This window comes from Mesorhizobium sp. GbtcB19 (assembly GCF_019091085.1).
GTDB lineage: Bacteria > Pseudomonadota > Alphaproteobacteria > Rhizobiales > Rhizobiaceae > Mesorhizobium.
Genome location: NZ_JAGXJY010000028.1, coordinates 26,257 through 45,198, shown reverse-complemented (window position 1 = coordinate 45,198; position 18,942 = coordinate 26,257). Strand labels below are relative to the sequence as shown.

The following is an 18,942-nucleotide window of genomic DNA, read 5'->3' as shown; positions in this document are numbered from 1 at the left end:
GCGAAAAGCAGTGAGGTGCTCGCGGCATGGCGCAGCATATCGCGCAGAAACTGAGACTGACGTCGGCCCTGCTGGGAACGGTGACCCGCAAGGAGCTGGCGGCGGCGTTCCGAGCCATCAACCCGAAGACGGCGTTCGATCTTGGCCGCGCCGACAAATGGCTGCAGGGCCGCGCGCAGCCGCGCCAGGTGAGCGTCTATGACGACTGGGCGAGGCTGCTCGAGCTGGAACAGCCCGGCGCCTGGGTCGCCGAGAGCGATCTGCCGGCTTTCACCGCCACGATCGCGGCCCGGCACGGCATCGACAGCGCAGAGCTGGAGCGTCGCGCCGGCATGCAGTTCGACGCCTCCGCGCATGACGAGCGCGGTGTCGGTTCCGGGCTTGTCGGGGCCTATGCTTGTTATTCTCGCGCCTGGTCGCCCTATTATCGCGGCCAGATGATCAAGGGCCGCCTGTCGATCGAGGCGGGGCCGGGCGCGCATGGGCTGACGGCAACCTATGGCGAGGCCTTGCCGACCGGGCACTTGCAGCTCGTCGGTCCGGTAACGCCGGCAAAGCGCGGCGTCTATCTGCATCTCAAGGATGTCGGCGGCGACACGCAGTTCTTCCTTTGCCTGTTCCCGCAGACGCAGCCGGTCAGCGCGCTCGGCGGCTATATGTGCGGCTCCGCCGTCATCGGCCCCGAAGCCCAGCCCTCGCTGACCAGGATCCTGCTGGTGCGGCTGCGCGATGCGGCATCCGGCACCGGAACATGGGGCGGATACCTGCCGGTCGGCAGCTCGATCGCCGCCGACCTGGCGAGCCTCGGCATCGCCCTGGAGCATCCGGAAGCGGTCGACCGCCAGCTCGACGAATTCCTCGACGCCTATAGCGGCGACGGCGCCATCCAGATCCCCCCTTCCGAATTCCGCGCCATTCTCGACGTGTTCGACCGCCATTGGCTGCAGCACGCCGGTTAACCACCATAAAGCCCGTGGCGCGGATGTTGCCGGTGCGCCACAGCCCCCATGCGTTCGGTTGTGGTCGGCCTTCATTGCACGTCGATCACGCAAATGTTCTTTGACGGGAACCTCGTTCGCGCTGCGTGCTGCGGGCGCGAAACTTGGGCAAAGGGGTTATCCATGAAGAAGACTTACGAGAAGCCGGTGCTGTCGAAGCGCGAGAAGTTGTCGAGCGTCGTGGCGATCCAGGGCTCGGGTCCGATCTGACGCTTCGCTTTCCTGAACCGGCCGCCGGCGCTCGATAGCCGCACTTTGCGGCCTGCTTACGGTCGGCCTTTCACGGCAAACTCAACGGAGCGGAGTGAAGATCATGAAGAAGACTTACGAGAAGCCGGTGCTGTCGAAGCGCCAGAAACTGTCGAGCGTCGTCGCGAGCGCCTCGATCATCAAGCCGTAACATCGGCGCACGAATAATTTGACCGGCGCGCCATGGCGCGCCCGTCAAAGTTCTACGCGCCAAGTTTCTACTCGCCAACTTTCTACGCGCTTGACGCGGCGGACGCCGCGCATATGTTGCTGTGCGATCTTTCGTCGTCGACCGGTCGAGACAGCCGATGAAGAAGCCATATTGCAAACCGACGCTTGCCAGACGCGACAGGCTTTCGGCGGTGACAGCCGCATTGCCGTCTTCCGGATTCTCTTTCTGATATTCCGATAAGCCGGGATCGAAGAACGCCTCGGCGCCTTCGGTCGGTTTTATTCAGACGATTTTGGAGCTGGAGGCTGGCCCGGCCAGGAGCGGGCGGTACACACGCAGGTGCCCGCCCGTCCGGCGCCGCCGCCAAGCTGCTGAAACCCCGTCCGTCCCCAACAGCAACGGTCATGGCGTGACCAGTGATCGCGCAGTGCCATTGGCGCCGTGTCCTGTCAACGTCGCCGGCGGGTCGCCGCGAAGCGCCTTTTAGCCGTCTTTTCGGGCCCAAAGCGACCTTTTCCACCACGCGGAAGCCGCGATGGAAGACGCCGAAATGGCGGATTCCCGGGCTTTCCAGCGGCCTGCGGGTCTTGCCAGGCCTATATGCTTATCCGCTTGAATAAGCTGATTTTTCACCGGCTGAGGTTTCGCCTCAACCCCGACTTTTTTTGGGGGCAATTCGGCAGTGCAGCATTGGCGCCCGGTGGTGGTCTTCAGGCCATCGAACGTCTCTGTGAGACGTTTCATGATGTGCTCATGAAAGACGTGGTACAATAGCGGGCAGCGAATGGGGGAGTTGCGATGGCCAATCGGTTGTTCGAGGTTCTTGCCAGGCGGCGGTCATGGCTGGATCGGGTTGCATTGGGGCTGCTTGTCTTCCTGGCGACACTGGTCGCCGCGCTGATGGGCGGCGCCAGCACCTAGGCTGTTCCCGGACAGGTGCGGGCCTGGAAGCGAGGCAGCGCTAGTCCTGCAGAACCGAGGGCGCGCCATAGCCGCGCAGACCGGTTCCGTTGCAAGCCTGGCAGGGAACCCGTTGTCCAGGACAATTGTCGTGCAATGTGCCCGGCGGACAGCATGTGCCGTTGGAGAGGGTCCATTTCTCGCAGACGAACACCTTGCCCGCGCCCTGGCACAAGGGGCAGGCAAATTTCCGGAAATCGCTCAATCCGCCTCCCGCCTCCTTCCCAAGCGCCCAGCAACGTCCAAGGCCGGCATCGGGTTCCGCGCAAGGAACGTTGGCGCTATCATATTATTAGTTATATCTAATGTACCGGCAATATGACTTTCGTCATGACCTCGACGGCGAGGGCGGAGGTTGACGACTTGGCGGGTCAGTGATCCTCTCGCGGCATCTTTCCGCCGGAGGAGAGGTCAGGCGCTCCGCCCGCCGCATGCGTCCCGCACCAGCCCGCGCAGCCAGCGATGTGCCGGGTCGGCGTCGAGCCTCGGATGCCATAGGAGCGAGATCGTCAGCGGGGCGAGCTTCACCGGCAGCGCGAAACTGAACAGGCCCTCGCGCAGCGTACCGGTATAGCGCTCCGGCACGGTGGCGATGAGGTCGGAGCCGCGCGCCAGCGCCAGCGCCTCGGCAAAGCCGCCGACCACGGTGGCGATGGTCCGCGTCAGCCCGGCGAGCTCCAGCGCATCATCCACCGGACCGCGGTCGAGGCCGCGGCGCGAGATCAGGACGTGGCGGCCGGCGGCAAAGCGTGTGGCGGTGATCCTGCCTTCGCTCAAGGGATGGCCGGCGCGCACAACGCCGACGAAGCGGTCGCGGAACAGCGCCTGCGCGCGCACCTCCGGTCCGGTCGAGCCGCCGACCACGCCGGTCTCCAGATCGACCGCGCCCTCGCGCATCGGGCCGCTGTCCTTGTCGGGCTTGGGCACGAAACGCAACTGCACGCCCGGTGCTTCCTTAGCCACGCGGGCCAGCAGCGCCGGGCCGAAATTCTCGACGAAGCCGTCGCTGTTGCGCAGCGTGAAGCTGCGGTTGAGCCGCGTGAGGTCGAGCCGCTCGGCGGGCCGCAGCACCGCCTCAGCCTCCTTTACCAGCCGGCCGACCTCAGCGCCGAGCTCGACGGCGCGCGGCGTCGGCACCAGGCCACGCCCGGCGCGCACCAGAAGCGGATCGCCGGTCGCCTCGCGCAGACGCGCCAGCGCTCGGCTCATCGCCGAGGGGCTGAGTTTCAGGCGCCGCGCCGCCTTGGCGACGCTGCCTTCGGCAAGCAGCACGTCCAGCGTGACGAGCAGGTTGAGATCGGGTCGCGACATGGCGCGACCATAGCACGGGTAAATCGAAGCGACATGGCGTTTGATGCACTGATGAAGTGCAAATGCTGCACGTTCCGCCATATCGGTCGCACGCTTATCTTCCCCGCAAAACTCAAGGACGGAGAAGACATCATGGCCGACATTGCCGAAACCCGCGCCGCGCCCGGGCGCCGTTCGACGGTGGGTGCGCTGACGAGCCTCTCGCTCGCCATGCTGATTTCCTCGCTCGGCACCAGCATCGCCAATGTTGCGCTGCCGACGCTGAGCATGGCCTTCGCCGCCTCCTTTCCGGCTGTGCAATGGGTGGTGCTGGCCTATCTGCTCACCGTCACTGCGCTGATCGTCAGCGTCGGGCGTCTCGGCGATCTCGTCGGCCGCCGGTTGCTGCTCATTGCCGGCTTGGCGCTGTTCAGCACCGGCTCGCTGGCGGCAGCACTGGCGCCATCGCTGACGCTGCTGATCGCCGCGCGCGCCATGCAAGGGCTGGGCGCGGCGGTGATGATGGCGCTGACGATTGCCTTCGTCGGCGAAACGGTGCCGAAAGAGCGCACCGGCAGTGCCATGGGCTTGCTCGGCACCATGTCGGCGATCGGCACGGCGCTCGGGCCTTCGCTCGGCGGCGTGCTGATCGCCGCACTCGGCTGGCGCTCGATCTTCCTCGTCAACGCCGTGCTCGGCGTCGTCGCGGTTTTCGCCGCCTGGCGTTTCCTGCCGGCGGGCGAAGCTTCCGGCACGGGGGCCGCCCGGGGCGAGGCGAGGGGCCGCTTCGATACGCTGGGCACGCTGCTGCTCGCCGCCACGCTTGCCGCCTATGCGCTGGCTATGACCATCGGGCGCGGCCATTTCGGCGGCCTGAACCTAGCGTTGCTCGGCATAGCCATGGCCGGCACGGCGCTGTTCGCGGTCGCCGAGGCCAAGGTGGCGTCACCTCTGATCAAGCTCGCGTTGCTGCGCGGACCGGTGCTGGCGCCGAGCCTTGCCATGAACGCGCTGGTCTCGACGGTGATGATGGCCACGCTGGTCGTCGGCCCGTTCTTCCTGTCGCGGGGGCTCGGCTTGAGCGAAGCGGCGACCGGCGCCGTGCTGTCGATCGGCCCCGTGGTCTCTGCCTTCTGCGGCATCCTTGCCGGGCGCGTCGTCGACCGCTCGGGCGCGGCCGCGATGGTCGTCGCCGGCCTGGCGCTGATGGTCGCCGGCTGCTTCGCGCTCGCCGTTCTGCCGGGCGCCTTCGGCGTCGCCGGCTACGCGGCGGCGATCATCCTGCTGACGCCGGGCTACCAGCTCTTCCAGGCCGCCAACAACACCGCCATCATGGCCGGTGTCGCCAGCAGCGAACGCGGCGTGGTCTCGGGCATGCTGAGCCTCTCGCGCAACCTCGGCCTCGTCACTGGCACCGCGGTGATGGGCGCTGTGTTCGCCTTCGCCGTCGGCACGAAGGATATCGCGGCGGCAGCCCCGGTGGCCGTCACCCACGGCATGGGATTCACTTTTGCAGTGGCCGCGGGACTGGTCGTGGTTGCAATGGTAATTGCGTTTGTCAGCGATTGGTGGAAGCGCCACAGAGCCTGATGCGATCAGGCAATGAGATTGACCGGGCGATATCGTGGGACCGCGAGGCGGTATATGCCGCGTTGAGGACGCGCGATCTGGCCAGGGAACGCAACACCCATTCCGCCTGACCGTTTCATGCTGGCCCTTAGGAACTCACAGCCCGAGCGTCCAGCCGGCCGCGGTCTGAAATTTCCTGACTGGCCGGAATGACGCAGCAAAGACGGTCGGCCTGTGGGTGGCCTCCACGAAAGCGGCTGCGGCCATCTCGACGGCATCGGCGGAATGGTCGACCTTGTCGAAGCGTTTCACCACGCGGTCGTGAAGCATCGACAACCTTGCGGCCCGGTGGAGATCGGCGCGCTGCTCGCCGTGCATATCGAGGGGGGCGAACATGATCATCCCCGCAAACGGCGATGCCGGGCGTTTGTTCCGACCGGTCCTCGTGACTATGATGCGTCGGGCTGGTTTCGGGGGGATAAAATGCTTCCGCGATCGCGTAATTTCGCTGCCGCCTGTGAGGTCTATCCTTATCTCGCGGCGGTGCCCATTCCGCCCCTCGGCCGGTGCCTCGGCTACCCCAACGAACCCCACCCCACTGCGGCACCGGCCCCATCCATTGCCTTCGAGATTTCCGCGGCCCAGGAGGCGCATCGGCCGCTACCCGAGCAACAGGCCGGCGATCAGCACGGTGAGTAGCATCGAGGCCGGCACGGCGAGAAGCCAGCGCGCTTCCAAAACACTGTTGCGGTCGTTGTCCATGTCCTTCGCTCCAGTTGGCAGCCTGATGCTGCGAAATCCGATGCCGGCAAACGAGGGCGGAAGGCCTTCGTTCCGCCGATCGGGCGACGGTCCGGGAGCCGTATCGGACTGAAGTCGGATGGACCGGCGAAGAGGGCCGGACGCCGCAACCAAAGCCGAGGCTTCGCATCGGCAAGCCCGCCGATTTTCGCGCGCCGGAGCGACATCAGCCTCGACCGACCGACAGACGATCCGGAAGAGAAGCCTTACGAGCCGGCGTTCTTCGCCAGCAAACACGGCCTGCCCTCGGCGGCTTGCCAAGACGATGATCGAGACCAACGGCGGCGGCGACGCGCCTGCGATGCCCGTGGCCGCGACCTATCTGCGCCAAGTCGCGCTTCGGCGCCAGCGGGCGGCTGAGCTCCGCTGCCGACGCGGTTCGCGCGTCTGCCGCGAGTCCGCGCCCTGGCGCAACCGCGGCCGGAACCAAAGCGGCGAACAGCGGTTTACCCGGCGAAGGGATGATTCAGGAATTAGGAATAGAGCAATGAAAACAGTGCTTCTTGCAGCCCTGGCGCTCTGCGTCGCCGCACCCGCGGTCGCTTCCGCGGCCGAGGCCGATATCGTCATCAGGACGCATCACAGGCATTATTATCATCACCGCCCGGCAGTCGTCATCAATGACGAGGGCCACCGGCTGCATCATCGCCATCACGGCACGGTCGCCTTCTATGACAATGGCGAACGCGGTTGGCGTCATCGCCATCACCGCCGCGACGACACCCTTGTCGTCACGGGTTCGATCGGCCACCGGCACCATCACCGTCCGGTCGTCGTCGAGGGCGGCTCCGACTATTGATGTTAGCCGCCCGGCTCGTGCGCAACGATGCACGGGCCGGGCGGAAAGCGGTTACGGCGATAGGCGAAAGCGCTGGAGCGTGTGATCGCTAGAGTGGCCTCGCGGTGGGATTGCGCGTTGCGCCTCAGCGCCCCATTGGACTTCGCCGCGACACAACCCATATTTGAGTCATGGAGCTTTGAGCGTGAGCATCGCGCGGGTGGCCCTTTTCGCCGCTGCTCTCATGGCCGCGGCCGCCGTTTCTCCCTTCTCCTCCGCCGGGAGCGAGAGGGTTGCGTTGAGCGTCGCCATCGACGGCGCCATCGGGCCGGCGAGCACCAGGCAGCTTGAAGAAGCGATCGACGCCGCCGCCAAGCGCGATGCCGCGGTGCTCATCCTTCAGCTCGATACGCCGGGCGGCCTTGTCACCTCGATGCGCGAGATGATCGCCGACATCCTGGCCTCGCCCGTACCTGTCATCGGCTATGTCGCGCCCTCCGGTGGCCATGCGGCCAGCGCCGGCACCTATATCCTCTACGCCACCCACGTCGCGGCGATGGCGCCCGGCACCAATCTCGGCGCCGCGACGCCGGTCGAGCTCGGCGGGTTGCCGTCGCTTCCGGGCAGCGAGAAGGACAAGGACCAGAAGGACGCCACCGGGCGGCCGGCCGGCGACGCGATGATGGCCAAGGTGACCAATGACGCGGTCGCGCTCATCCGCTCGCTCGCCGAGATGCGCGGGCGCAACGGCGATTGGGGCGAGAAGGCGGTGCGCGAGGCGGCGAGCCTGTCGGCCAACGCGGCCCTCCAGGAACATGTCATCGACTTCGTTGCCCGCGACACCGCCGAGCTTCTGCAGCTTGCCGACGGGCGCACCGTCGAGGTGGCCGGCAGGAAAGAGGTGCTGGCGACCAAGGGGCTGCCGGTCGAGACACTGGAGCCCGGCTGGTTCATCCGGCTGCTGGCCGTCATCACCGACCCGAACACGGCAATCATCCTGATACTGGTCGGCGTCTACGGCCTCATCTTCGAGTTCACCAGCCCGGGCGCCGTGGCGCCGGGCGTCATCGGTACCATCTGCCTGGTGCTCGGGCTCTATGCGCTGAACCTCTTGCCGATCAACTATACCGGTCTCGCGCTGATGCTGCTCGGCGTCGCCTTCCTGATCATCGAGGCCTTCAACCCCACCGTGGTGCTGGGGCTGGGCGGCGTCGCAGCCTTCCTGCTCGGCTCGGCCATGCTGCTCAAGGTCGAAGGGCCGGGCTTTGCCATGTCGTGGGCGGTCATCGGCCCGGCCGCCGCGCTGACGCTCGGGCTGGCGCTGCTCACCGGCACCTATGTCTGGGCGGCGCGCAGGAACCCGCCGCGCGTCGGCGGCGAGGCGATGCGCGGCCTTCCCGTCGAGATCCTCGACTGGCAGGGCGGCGAGGGGCATGTGCTGGCTTTGGGCGAGCGCTGGCGGGCGAAGGCAGGCGAGCCAATGCAGCCCGGCGACCACGTCGAGGTGACCGATATCAGCGACCTCGTACTGACGGTGCGGCGTCGCGGTGCAGGCAACAACGGAGCAATAAAATGATGGTCGGTTATGTGGCCTATCTCATCATTGCGGTGGCCGTGATCATTTTCCTGGCGGCGGCAATCCGCATTCTCAGGGAATATGAGCGCGGCGTGGTCTTCACGCTCGGCCGCTTCACCGCGGTCAAGGGCCCCGGCCTGATCATCCTCGTCCCCTTCGTGCAGCAGATGGTGCGGGTCGACCTGCGCGTGGTGGTGCAGGATGTGCCGCCGCAGGATGTCATCTCGCGCGACAATGTCTCGGTCAAAGTCAACGCCGTGCTCTATTTCCGCATCGTCGACGCCGAACGGGCGATCATCCAGGTCGAGGATTTCATGGCCGCCACCAACCAACTGGCGCAGACCACGCTGCGCTCCGTGCTCGGCAAGCATGAGCTCGATGAGATGCTGGCCGAGCGCGACAAGCTCAACAGCGACATCCAGGAGATACTCGACCAGCGCACCGATGCCTGGGGCATCAAGGTTTCCAATGTCGAGATCAAGCATGTCGACCTCAACGAGAGCATGATCCGCGCCATCGCCAAGCAGGCCGAGGCCGAGCGGCTGCGCCGCGCCAAGGTGATCAACGCCGACGGTGAGCAGCAGGCGGCGGCCAAACTGGTCGAGGCCGGTCGCATGCTGGCAACCGAGCCGCAGGCCATGCAGTTGCGCTATTTCGAGGCCCTGCACGACATCGCCGGCGAGCGTTCGTCGACGGTGGTGTTCCCCTTGCCGGTGGAACTGCTCGGGCAGTTCATGAAGGCACAGGGCAAGTGAGGCACTGACCCTGCTGCTTCCCATGGTGTGGGGCGAGGGGCTTGGCCAAGGGGGAGCCGCGTTCGCGGCGCAACCGCTAAACAACCGCAAGTGGCCGGCTTTTAACCCGGAAACAACTTTTCAAGTGCTTTTTATGGACTTCCATCGGAGGTCGGTGTCGGTTCATGTGGCAGCATCTTACGGCAAATCTCGCCGCGGTGGCGCTGTTCGTTTCCGGCTGGAACTACGTGCAGCCCTGGCTCGAGGGACGCTCGCAAAGGTTCAGGCTGCTTGTTTTCGGCTGCATCATGGGCTGGGGCGCGCTGGCCTCCATGCTATTGACTGTCGAGGTCAAGCCGGGCGTCCTGCTGGATCTCAGGACGTCGCTGGTTGCGACGGCCGGCCTGTTCGCCGGCTTGCCGGGCGCATTGGTGGCCACCGCCTTTCCACTGGGATATCGCATCGCGATCGGCGGCCACGGCCTGACCGCCGGCCTGATCGGCATTGCGGTGGCGTTCGCCGCCGGCGTTCTTGCCAACCGCATCATCGGGCGCCGCCAAACGCGCGCCTGGCAAGTGCTCGTGTTTGCGGTTTGTGTAGGCCTGTCCGGGCTTGTGCCGATATCGGTCTTGCCGCAAACGGCCGCGCCCGATATCGACGTGCACCTCGTGCTGCCGCTCATCGCGCTCAATATGGCGGCAACCGCCGTGGCTGGCCTGGTGGTGCTGCACACACAGCTTGTCACCAAGGAGCGCGATCTGCTGCGCGCCGCGGTCGCCCAGGCGCCGGACTTCTATTATGTCAAGAACGTGCGCGGCCAGTTCGTCGCCGTGAACCAGACGGTCGCCACCCACAATGGCTACGACCATCCCGTTCAGATGACGGGCAAGACCGATTTCGACATAGCCGACGCCGCTCGCGCCCGCATCCTTTCCGGGTTGGAACAGAAGATGCTGAAATCAGGCGAGGGAATTGCCGACTTCGAGGAGCAGGTCCCCGACCTGAAGGGTAACCTTCGCTGGTTCTCGACCTCCAAGACACCCTTGCGCGACGCCGATGGCAACGTCATCGGCCTTGTCGGCGTCACACGTGACATCACGGCCCAGAAGCAACTCGAACAAACGCTGCTCGAGGCCAAGAACCAACTCTCCTATGCGCTCTCGGAGATGTCGGACGGCCTAGCCATGTTCGATGCCGAGGGCGTTCTGGTCTTCTGCAACCAGCAATACCGCGAACTGTTTCCGCTGACCGGCGACCTGCGCGTTCCCGGCACGCGGCTGCGCGATATCCTGGAAGCCGTGACCGTGACCGGCGAGCAGGTCGGCATCCCCAAGGGCCACGAACGGGAATGGATAGACAACGTCGTCGGCGCGCTGCACACCCCCGGCGAGCAGCAGATCAAGCTGTTCGACGGCCACTGGCTGATGCTGCGGACGCGACCCACCCAGGCCGGCCTGGCGCTGGTGGTCGTCTCCGACATCACCGAGATCAAGAGCACCGAGGGGGAGCTCACCACGCTCAGCAACCAACTGGCGCAGCTCGCCAACACCGATCCGCTGCTGGGTGTCGGCAATCGCCGCGCGTTCGATCAGGCGCTGGCCGGCGTGGTTGCGGATGCAAGTCAGTCCGACCGGGAAGTCGCGCTGCTGCTGATCGACGTCGATTCTTTCAAAGCCTATAACGACCGTTACGGACACCTTGCCGGAGACGAGTGCCTGCGCCAGATCGCCGACTGCCTGCGACAGCGCACCCGCGCCGGCGACTTCGTGGCGCGCTATGGCGGCGAGGAATTCGCCGTCATCCTGCCCGAGGCGTCGGCGGCCGGTGCCATGCGCGTGGCCGACAATCTGAGAGCCGCGGTGCGCGAGCGGGCGCTCGAACATTCGCGCAGCGAGCGCAAGGTGGTCACCATCAGCGTCGGTGTCGCCGTAAGCGCCCCGACCGCCCGCTACAACCCCACCAGCCTGATCCTGCAGGCGGACAAGGCTCTCTACGCCGCCAAGGCAGCCGGACGCGACGCCACGCGACTGGCCGAGCCGGACGTTGGCTTCCAGCCGATTCCGCTTCCGCGCAAGGCGTGACAAGCCGGAGCGTTCCAAAGCGCGGCGGGAAATGCACCGGAACGCGCAGGCGCTGCGGTCAGGCGATCAATCCGCCTCGCCGCCCGAACTCTTGCCGCACTCGGCCAGCACCTTGCCGATCGCCGCGCCGGAACCTTTCAGCGGGAAGCTCGCCTGGCCATATTTGTCGGCGCTGACCGTCACGTCGCCCTTGCCGCGCAAGAGCGCCAGCAGCGGGTCGGTGGGGCCGGAAAGCTCGGTGGTGAAGTAATTGTACATCGCCTCGAGCTCGAGCTTTTCCGTCAGGCTCTTGTCACCGGCCTTGAAGGTGAAGGAGCCGCTTATGCCCGGCTCCAACTGCCCGCCCGCGTCGCCGAGATCGTAGCTCAGCATCGGCTTCTCGAAGCAGGTCAGCATAAGATGCGCATCGCCCTTCGGCCCGCCGCACACCGAAGCCGTCATCACGCTGCCGCCCTCGTCCTCCTCCGTCTTGGCCGACCATGAGCAGGAGGCGGCGTGGGCGGGGAGGGTGGTGAGCAGTGCCAGGATGAGTGTTGATAGTGCGCGTTTCATGGTCGCTCCCCCTCGTGATGCTGTGGAGTGATCATACAGAGATTGGCGAAAACGGGCGAGCGCGCAATCTCCGCCGGCGCGATGCCCACGATCGCCAGTTCCCCACGCCCTTGCCGCCACGACGTCGGTTAGCGGTCACCGGGCCTGGGCCGGCTGGAACAGTTCCACCAGATTGCCGGAAGGATCGACCAGCAGGATCTGAGAGCCGCCCGGCCCCTTCACGATTTCGTTGCGGAAACTGAGGCCCGCCGCCCGCAGCCGGGCAACTTCCGCCGCAATATCCTCCACGATCAGATGAATGCGGTTCCAGCCTCCTGGGCCTGGCCGGTCACCGTCGGGCATCGGCCGGCCAGCTGAACTGGTCGGACCGCTAAGGAGCAGCCGGAGCGCTCCCCTCGTGACGTCCGCGAAAGCCGGCGCATGGTTCGAAAGCTGCTTGAACCCCAGGTGCCCCGTGTACCATGCCACGGCCTCATCGACGTCGTTGACCATGTATCGGACATTTACAGTTGTGGACATCGTCTTGCCTCGCCGGTCTCGTTCACTGCTTGCAGCAATTCCAGGAAAAGTGCTTGGGGAACTCCCGTGGGGAATTGCGTGAAAACGAAGAGATAAAGCAGTTCGCCATTTCCCTGAAACGGAAAACGCTCTGGGCGAGTTATCGCCAGGCTGCCTCATTCTTCTGCTCATAGTCCCGGAACGCCTTGATCAGGCCGCCCAGGACTTCCGCCGACGTTTCGAACATTGCCTTCAGCTGAGGCTCATCGACCTTTGTGATGTCTTCGCGGAGGTGATCTTGAATGTCCTGCAATGCTTTCTGCATTTTCTGTGATGCCGCGGATCGCGGTCGGCTGCGCTTGCCATGTCTCCATTCGTGGAGTGCTCGTTGCAAACGCGCGCGATGGAAGGCGGGTTCCCTCATCGGCAATTGTCAGCGCCGCAAGCGCCGCGTATTGAGCCAATCCGACGGCCGTGTTTCTCACAGCCGCCACGGCGGTTCCGGCGCGAAGCGCTTGCCGATCCAGTCGGCGAAGGCGCGGGTCTTGGCGGCCTGGCCCTTGGCCGAGGGCATGACGACATAGACCGCGCCCTCGTCGGCCAGCGTCCAGTCCTCCAGGATCGGCACCAGCCGGCCGTCGGCGAGCTCGCGTCCGACCAGCCAATCCGTGCTCATCATCAAGCCGACGCCTTGCACCGCAGCCTCGACCAGCACCTCGGCGTCGTCGCTGACCAGCGGCCCCGAAACCTCGACGCGCACGCGCCGGCCCTCGCGATCGGTCATCTCCCAGGCCGGAAAAGTCTGGAAGCCGGAGAAGCCGAGACAGGCATGTTCGAGCAGCGCCTGCGGCGTTTGCGGCCTGCCCCTGCGGGCAAGGTAGGAGGGCGCGGCGCACAGCAGCCGGCGCCGCGTCGCGACCTTGCGCGCCACCAGGCGCGAGTCCTCCAGGCTGCCCAACCGCACGGCGACGTCGAAATTCTCGGCGACGAGATCGGCGAAGCGGTTGGAAAACTCTGCCTCGATGCGGACCTCGGGGAACTCCGCGAGGAATTGCGGCAAGAGTGGCCCGATCCACATGCGCCCGAAGGTCCCGGGCAGGGCCAGCTTGAGCAGGCCTCGCGGCCCGCCGGCCGCATGCGCCGACGCGGCCGCCTCGGCCTCGTCGACCGAGGCCAAGATGGCGCGCACGCGCGGAAGGAATTCCGCCCCGGCCTCGGTCAGCGATACACTGCGCGTCGTGCGGTGGAGCAGCCGCACGCCCAGCCGCTCCTCCAGTGACTGCAGCCGGCGCGACAGGATGGTCGCGTCGCGCCCGACTCGCGCCGCCGCCCGGGTGAAGGAACGCGCCTCGGCGACGGCCGCGAAGGCCGCCATTTCGGCAAGAGCGGAGGTGTCGTGGGATTGCTGCATCATGTGCAATACTCAAATGCAATAGCCAAGGATTATCGAGAAATAGCGCAGCAGCTAAGTTCGCTCAACTCTTCAATCGACCACCCACGGAGTGAACCCATGAAAGCCATCGAACTCAGCCAGGCCAGGCTCGACGCCTTCCGCGCCGCTGCTGTCGCAACGCCAGAACCGCAACGCGGCGAGGTGTTGATCCGCCAGCGCGCGGCGAGCCTGAACTTCGTCGACGTCGCCGTGGCGAGCGGCAACTACCCCGGACCGGTTTTCCCGCTCATTCCCGTCGCCGACGGCGCCGGCGAGATCGTCGCGCTCGGCGAGGGCGTGACGACATTCAAAACCGGCGACCGCGTCGTCGCCCACGCCAAGCCGCGCTGGATCGGCGGCCGGCCGCGGCCTTACGAGATGACGCAGATGCGCGGCATCTCGCTGCCCGGGTCGCTGGCCGAATATGTCGCGCTGCCGGCCAATTCGCTCGTGCCGGTCCCGCCGCATCTCTCCTTCGAAGCGGCTTCGACCTTGCCGATCGCCGGCACAACCGCCTGGAACGCGCTCCGCGCCGCCGATGTCGGGCCGGGCTCCGTCGTCGTGCTGCTCGGTACGGGCGGCGTCTCGATCTTTACGTTGCAGCTCGCCAAGGCGGCTGGCGCCACCGTGATCATCACCTCGTCCTCGGACGAGAAGCTCGAGCGGGCCAAGGCGCTCGGCGCCGATCACCTGATCAACTACCGCACGACACCGGACTGGGACGGCAAGGTTCTGGAACTGACCGATGGCCTCGGCGCCGATCTCGTCGTCGAGACCGGCGGCACCGCCACCTTCGCGCGCGCCGTCAACGCCACCGCGCCCGGCGGCACGCTGTTCACCATCGGCTTCGTCACCGGCGCCGAGGCGACCGTCAACCTGCTGCCGATCATCATCAAGGCGCTGAAGGTGGTGGGCAACAACACCGGGTCGGTGTCAGACCTTCGCGACGCCGCCCGCGCCATCGGCGCTGCCGGGGTCGAGCCGGTCGTCGACAAGGTGTTTTCACAGAACGAGGCCACCGAAGCCTATACCCACATGGCCGCCGGCGGCCTGCATTTCGGCAAGCTGGTGTTCGGGCTGGATTGGTAGGAAGGGCACCGTCGGAGATTGGTGAAAGCGGTGAAGCTGCCGATCTCCCCCCTTGTGGGGGAGATGTCCGGCAGGACAGAGAGGGGCGCTGTCCCGCCAACCGTTCAGCTGATGACGTTGAAATACACTCCGAAGTTCGGTGAATCCAGGATGCCCGATAGGTTGGCATTCCTTCGCGCCCCCCTTTGGCCTGCCGGCCATCTCCCCCACTTGGGGGGAGATTACGCACTCCGCCGACGGGTGCTCAGATCAACTTCTCCAGCGTGATCGGCAGATCCCTTACCCTTTTCCCCGTCGCATGGAACACCGCATTGGCAATCGCCGGCGCGATGCCGACGATCGCGAGTTCTCCGACGCCCTTGCCGCCAAGCGCGGAGGAGTGCGGGTCTGGGATGCCGACCGAGATTGTCTGGATGTCGGGAATGTCGGCGTTGGTCGGCAGCATGTAGTCGGCGAAATTGCCGTTGACGATGCGGCCGTGGCGGCGGTCGACGATGCCTTCTTCGAGCAACGCCTGGCCGATGCCCATGATGATGCCGCCCTTCCACTGGCTTTCGGCGAGCTTGGGGTTATAGAGCCGGCCGGAATCCAGCGCCGACACCACACGCGACACGCGCACCGTGCCGAAATCCTCATCCACACGCACCTCGACGAAATGCGCGCACCATGAATAGCGTGACCAGTCGCCCTCGGTATGCGGGATCGACATGGCGATGGTGGTGTAGTTCTTGTAGCGCTGCTCCGGCGTCGTGTTCACCGGCAGCGTGTCGCCTTTGGCCTCGATCTGATCGCGGCCGACCGCGGACAAAAACTCGGCGATCGACAGCTCCGGCCCTTCGCCGCGCGGCGAGGCGATGCGGCCGTCCTGCACGACGAGCGTGTTTGCCTGCAGTGCCTGGAAGGGCGATCGCGGGTCGGAGAGCGCCAGCCCGACCAACTCGTCCAGCGCCTGGCCGGCCGCCTTGTAGACGGCGCCGGTCATGACGCCGGCCAGCCGCGAGCCGCCGGTGACGCCGGCACGGGCGAAGTGGGAGTCGCCGAGCTTCACCGAGACTTGGCTCACCGGCACGCCGACCGTTTCGGCGGCGGTCTGCGCCAGGATCGTGTAGGTGCCCTGGCCCATGTCTATGGACGAGCTTTCGACCTCGACCGAACCGTCGGCCAGGATCTTCACCACCGCCTCGCCATGCGCGCGCCGCACCGGATAGGTGCCGGCGGCAACGCCCCAGCCGATGAGCTGATGGCCGTCGCGCATCGAGCGGGGCTGAGGCGAGCGCTTCGCCCAGCCGAAAGCTTCCGCCCCCGCTGCAAACGCCTCGCGCAGCTGCCTGGTCGACCACGCCTTCTTCGTATGCGGATCCTGCTCGGCATAATTGATCAGCCGCATCTCCAGCGGGTCGATGCCGAGCTCATGGGCCAGCTCGTCGATGGCGCATTCGATGCCGAAGGCGCTCGGGTTCTCGCCCGGCGCGCGCTTGGCCCCAGGCACCACCGTGTTGACCCGCACCACATTCTGCTTCGACGAGAAATTCGGCGTTGCGTACATGATCGAGGTGACCGAGCCGAGCGGCTCGACCCACATGCCGTCGACCGCCGTCTCGTTGACGCCGCGATGCACGATCGACTGGATCTTGCCATCCCTGTCGGCGCCGATCGCCACGGTCTGCCGCGTTGCGGCGCGGCCGCCATAGGACGTGAAATTCTGCGGCCGGTTGAGCACCAGCTTCACCGGTCGTCCAAGCATCTTCGCCGCGGCCGCCGCCACCGCGCTGTGGGCGAGCGCCAGCGCCTTGGAGCCGAATCCGCCGCCGATATAGGGCGAGACCAGCCGCACATTCTCGAACGGCACGCCGAACCACTCGGCATAGGTGCGCGCCATGCCGTCCAGCCATTGGCTCGGCTCCCAGATGGTCAGCTCGTCGCCTTGCCAGCGCGCGATCAGCCCATGCGGCTCCATCGCCGCCTGGAATTCGCGCGGCGTGTTGTAGGCCGCGCAGATACGCACCGGCGCTTCGGCGAACGCGGCTTGCGCGTCGCCCCATTCCTTGGTCATGGCCTCAATCGCAATGCCGTCGCCGGCCTTGCCGTCGCTCAGATCGACGATGGCCGGCGTCTCGTCATACCAGACCTTGACGAGCGCCGCCGCCGCCACCGCCTGCTCGAAGGTCTCGGCCACCACGGCCGCGACGTGCTGGCCGGAAAAGGTGACTTCGCGGGCGAGCGGACAATAGGTCGACAGTGCCGGCGGGTTGCCGAACCAGTCCGACGCGCCTCTCAGTTCCATGATCGTGTCGGGCGTCAGCACGGCGAGCACGCCGGGCGCGGTTTCCGCCGCGCGGGTGTCGATGGCGGTCACTTTGCCTGCCGCTATTGTCGCGCCGACCAGCACCGCATGCGTCAGCCCGTCGAGCTGTTGCTCGAAGGCATATTTTGCGGCGCCCGTGATCTTGGCCGGGCCGTCGACGCGCGACAGCCGCCCGCCGACCGCTTCGAGCCGCGCGCTGTCGGACGCGGCGTGTTTCATGTCATGAACGGTCATGCCGTCTCTCCCAATTTGAGGATGGCGCGCGCGATCACGCGTGGCGCCAGCGCAATCTTGTAGTGGTTGGCGCCATGGTCGACGGCGCCCTCCATGGCGAGCTCGCTCGCCTTGCGGACCGTGTCTTCGTCGAGCGGCTTGCCTTTCAGCGCTTCCTCAACGGCGCGCACCCGCCACGGCTTGGTCGCGACGCCACCAAGCGCGACGCGGATGTCGTGCACGGTGCGGCGATCGGCTTCGAGCTCCAGCCCGACCGCGGCGCTTGCCGCGGCGAACTCATAGGACTGGCGGTCGCGCACCTTGACGTAGGTCGAGCGGCGAGCAACGGCCGAGCCGGGGATCTCGATCGCCGTGATGACCTCGCCGGGGCGGATGTCGTGCTCGCGCTCGGCCGTGGCGCCTGGCGCGAGAAAGAAGTCCTCGACCTTGAGCTTGCGCTCGCCGAGGTCGACTTCGGCGCCGAAGGCGACCAGCGCTACCGCCAGATCGCCCGGATAGGTGGCGATGCAGGCCTCGCTGATGCCGAGCACGGCATGGCCGCGCGTCACGCCGCCGATCGCCGAGCAGCCGCTGCCGGGCGCGCGCTTGTTGCAGGCCGGGAAGTTGGCGGGATCGCGGAAATAGGGGCAGCGCGTGCGCTGCATCAGATTGCCGCCGATGGTCGCCATGTTGCGCAGCTGCGCCGAGGCCGCTTGCCAGAGCGCTTCCGACACGGCCGGGAAGAGGCTCTTAACTTGCGGGTTGTCGGCGACATGGCTCATCTTCGCCAGCGCGCCGAAGACGGCGCGGTCGGCGCTGACATCGATGGCGTTGAGCCCGTCGATATGGCTGATATCGATGACGGTGGCCGGTTCGGCGACGCCGCATTTGGCGAGGTCGACGAGTGTCGTGCCGCCGGCCAGCAGCATGGCGCCGGGCAGCGCCGCGGCATTGCGCGCGGCTTCCACGCTGTCGGCGCGGACGTAAGCAAAATCTCTCATGCGCTTAGCTCCTTCGCGGCCTGGCGGACGGCGGCGACGATGTTCGGATAGGCGCCGCAGCGGCAGAGATTGCCGGCCATATATTCGCGGATTTCGTCGTCGGAACCGGCATGGCCCTCACGGATGCAGGCCACCGCGGACATGATCTGCCCCGGCGTGCAATAGCCGCACTGGAAGGCGTCCTGCTCGAGGAAGGCCGCCTGCACGGCATGAAGGGTGCCGTCTTCGTTTGCCAGCCCTTCGACGGTGGTGATCGAGCGGCCTTCGACCTGCGCCGCGAGCGTCAGGCAGGCGAGCACGCGCTCGCCGTCGACATGGACGGTGCAGGCGCCGCACTGGCCCTGGTCGCAGCCTTTCTTGGTGCCGGTGAGATGGAGCCGGTCGCGCAATGCGTCGAGCAGGGTGACGCGCGGCTCGATCTCCAGCGCATGGTCGCGGCCGTTGATGGTGAGATGGATGGAAAGCGTGGTGGGACTGATGGTGACTTGGTCATTCATGAGGCGTCGGGCTCCGATTGCTGGACGCTTGAGCGGATGGAAATGGGGCTTGGGAGGTAAGGGGCAAGGGTAACGTTGGCGGGTAAGCGAAGGCGGCGAGGCGACTAATCTCCCCCCTTGCGGGGGAGATGCCCGGCAGGGCAGAGG

The 18,942-nt window shown here is 66.3% G+C and carries 19 protein-coding genes; 9 read left to right on the top strand and 10 right to left on the bottom strand.

Features of this window, described 5'->3' with window-relative positions; genetic code table 11:
• Nucleotides 1–26: 26 nt before the first annotated feature.
• Together KVT37_RS29225 and KVT37_RS29220 are read left to right on the top strand one after the other, a co-directional pair.
• Nucleotides 27–959: a hypothetical protein gene (locus KVT37_RS29225; protein ID WP_217578489.1), complete on the top strand. Its 933-nt coding sequence runs from the start codon at nucleotides 27–29 to the stop codon at nucleotides 957–959.
• Between the two features lie 352 nt (nucleotides 960–1,311).
• A complete protein-coding gene (locus KVT37_RS29220) occupies nucleotides 1,312–1,398 on the top strand; it encodes a putative RiPP precursor (protein ID WP_217578506.1) in 87 nt (28 codons plus the stop codon).
• Between the two features lie 504 nt (nucleotides 1,399–1,902).
• Here KVT37_RS29220 and KVT37_RS29215 read toward each other — a convergent pair.
• Nucleotides 1,903–2,163 (bottom strand): hypothetical protein, encoded by a 261-nt coding sequence (locus KVT37_RS29215; protein ID WP_217578488.1) that lies wholly within the window; start codon nucleotides 2,161–2,163, stop codon nucleotides 1,903–1,905.
• A gap of 54 nt (nucleotides 2,164–2,217) precedes the next feature.
• Between KVT37_RS29215 and KVT37_RS33880 the strand changes: the two genes are divergently transcribed.
• Nucleotides 2,218–2,340: a hypothetical protein gene (locus KVT37_RS33880; protein WP_263497842.1), complete on the top strand. Its 123-nt coding sequence runs from the start codon at nucleotides 2,218–2,220 to the stop codon at nucleotides 2,338–2,340.
• Nucleotides 2,341–2,790: 450 nt separating this feature from the next.
• On the opposite strand, the gene KVT37_RS29210 is transcribed toward KVT37_RS33880, so the two are convergent.
• A complete protein-coding gene (locus KVT37_RS29210; RefSeq protein ID WP_217578487.1) occupies nucleotides 2,791–3,690 on the bottom strand; it encodes a LysR family transcriptional regulator in 900 nt (299 codons plus the stop codon).
• Between the two features lie 132 nt (nucleotides 3,691–3,822).
• Between KVT37_RS29210 and KVT37_RS29205 the strand changes: the two genes are divergently transcribed.
• Nucleotides 3,823–5,259, top strand: coding sequence for an MFS transporter (locus KVT37_RS29205; RefSeq protein WP_254634336.1), 1,437 nt, complete (start codon nucleotides 3,823–3,825; stop codon nucleotides 5,257–5,259).
• A 135-nt stretch (nucleotides 5,260–5,394) separates the two neighbouring features.
• On the opposite strand, the gene KVT37_RS29200 is transcribed toward KVT37_RS29205, so the two are convergent.
• Entirely contained in the window at nucleotides 5,395–5,634 is a 240-nt protein-coding gene (locus KVT37_RS29200) for a hypothetical protein (protein ID WP_217578486.1), read from the bottom strand.
• Between the two features lie 892 nt (nucleotides 5,635–6,526).
• On the opposite strand from KVT37_RS29200, the gene KVT37_RS29195 reads away from it, so the two are divergent.
• From KVT37_RS29195 to KVT37_RS29180, 4 genes are all read left to right on the top strand, one after another.
• On the top strand, nucleotides 6,527–6,838 hold the full coding sequence (locus KVT37_RS29195; protein WP_217578485.1) for a hypothetical protein: 312 nt from the start codon (nucleotides 6,527–6,529) through the stop codon (nucleotides 6,836–6,838).
• 184 nt (nucleotides 6,839–7,022) lie between these two features.
• Nucleotides 7,023–8,393, top strand: a complete 1,371-nt coding sequence (locus tag KVT37_RS29190; RefSeq protein WP_217578484.1) for a nodulation protein NfeD — start codon at nucleotides 7,023–7,025, stop codon at nucleotides 8,391–8,393.
• Nucleotides 8,390–9,148: a slipin family protein gene (locus KVT37_RS29185; RefSeq protein ID WP_217578483.1), complete on the top strand. Its 759-nt coding sequence runs from the start codon at nucleotides 8,390–8,392 to the stop codon at nucleotides 9,146–9,148. The genes KVT37_RS29190 and KVT37_RS29185 overlap by 4 nt, the downstream gene beginning before the upstream one ends.
• Nucleotides 9,149–9,312: 164 nt before the next feature.
• Nucleotides 9,313–11,208, top strand: coding sequence for a diguanylate cyclase (locus KVT37_RS29180; protein ID WP_217578482.1), 1,896 nt, complete (start codon nucleotides 9,313–9,315; stop codon nucleotides 11,206–11,208).
• A 66-nt stretch (nucleotides 11,209–11,274) separates the two neighbouring features.
• On the opposite strand, the gene KVT37_RS29175 is transcribed toward KVT37_RS29180, so the two are convergent.
• From KVT37_RS29175 to KVT37_RS29160, 4 genes are all read right to left on the bottom strand, one after another.
• Entirely contained in the window at nucleotides 11,275–11,760 is a 486-nt protein-coding gene (locus KVT37_RS29175) for a hypothetical protein (protein ID WP_217578481.1), read from the bottom strand.
• Between the two features lie 135 nt (nucleotides 11,761–11,895).
• A complete protein-coding gene (locus KVT37_RS29170) occupies nucleotides 11,896–12,279 on the bottom strand; it encodes a VOC family protein (RefSeq protein WP_217578480.1) in 384 nt (127 codons plus the stop codon).
• Nucleotides 12,280–12,418: 139 nt separating this feature from the next.
• Nucleotides 12,419–12,583 (bottom strand): hypothetical protein, encoded by a 165-nt coding sequence (locus KVT37_RS29165; protein ID WP_217578479.1) that lies wholly within the window; start codon nucleotides 12,581–12,583, stop codon nucleotides 12,419–12,421.
• Between the two features lie 156 nt (nucleotides 12,584–12,739).
• A complete protein-coding gene (locus KVT37_RS29160) occupies nucleotides 12,740–13,669 on the bottom strand; it encodes a LysR family transcriptional regulator (protein WP_217578504.1) in 930 nt (309 codons plus the stop codon).
• Nucleotides 13,670–13,768: 99 nt separating this feature from the next.
• Here KVT37_RS29160 and KVT37_RS29155 point away from each other — a divergent pair, with 99 nt between their 5' ends.
• The gene (locus KVT37_RS29155) at nucleotides 13,769–14,779 is read left to right on the top strand and encodes an NAD(P)-dependent alcohol dehydrogenase (RefSeq protein ID WP_217578478.1); all 1,011 of its coding nucleotides are present in this window, start codon (nucleotides 13,769–13,771) and stop codon (nucleotides 14,777–14,779) included.
• A gap of 244 nt (nucleotides 14,780–15,023) precedes the next feature.
• Here KVT37_RS29155 and KVT37_RS29150 read toward each other — a convergent pair whose 3' ends face one another.
• From KVT37_RS29150 to KVT37_RS29140, 3 genes are read right to left on the bottom strand one after another with little or no spacing between them, the layout of a single operon-like run.
• On the bottom strand, nucleotides 15,024–17,318 hold the full coding sequence (locus tag KVT37_RS29150; RefSeq protein ID WP_217578477.1) for a xanthine dehydrogenase family protein molybdopterin-binding subunit: 2,295 nt from the start codon (nucleotides 17,316–17,318) through the stop codon (nucleotides 15,024–15,026).
• Nucleotides 17,315–18,298, bottom strand: a complete 984-nt coding sequence (locus tag KVT37_RS29145) for a xanthine dehydrogenase family protein subunit M (RefSeq protein WP_217578476.1) — start codon at nucleotides 18,296–18,298, stop codon at nucleotides 17,315–17,317. Before KVT37_RS29145 ends, KVT37_RS29150 begins: the two co-directional genes overlap by 4 nt.
• Entirely contained in the window at nucleotides 18,295–18,795 is a 501-nt protein-coding gene (locus KVT37_RS29140) for a (2Fe-2S)-binding protein (protein WP_217578475.1), read from the bottom strand. Before KVT37_RS29140 ends, KVT37_RS29145 begins: the two co-directional genes overlap by 4 nt.
• Between the last annotated feature and the right edge of the window lie 147 nt (nucleotides 18,796–18,942).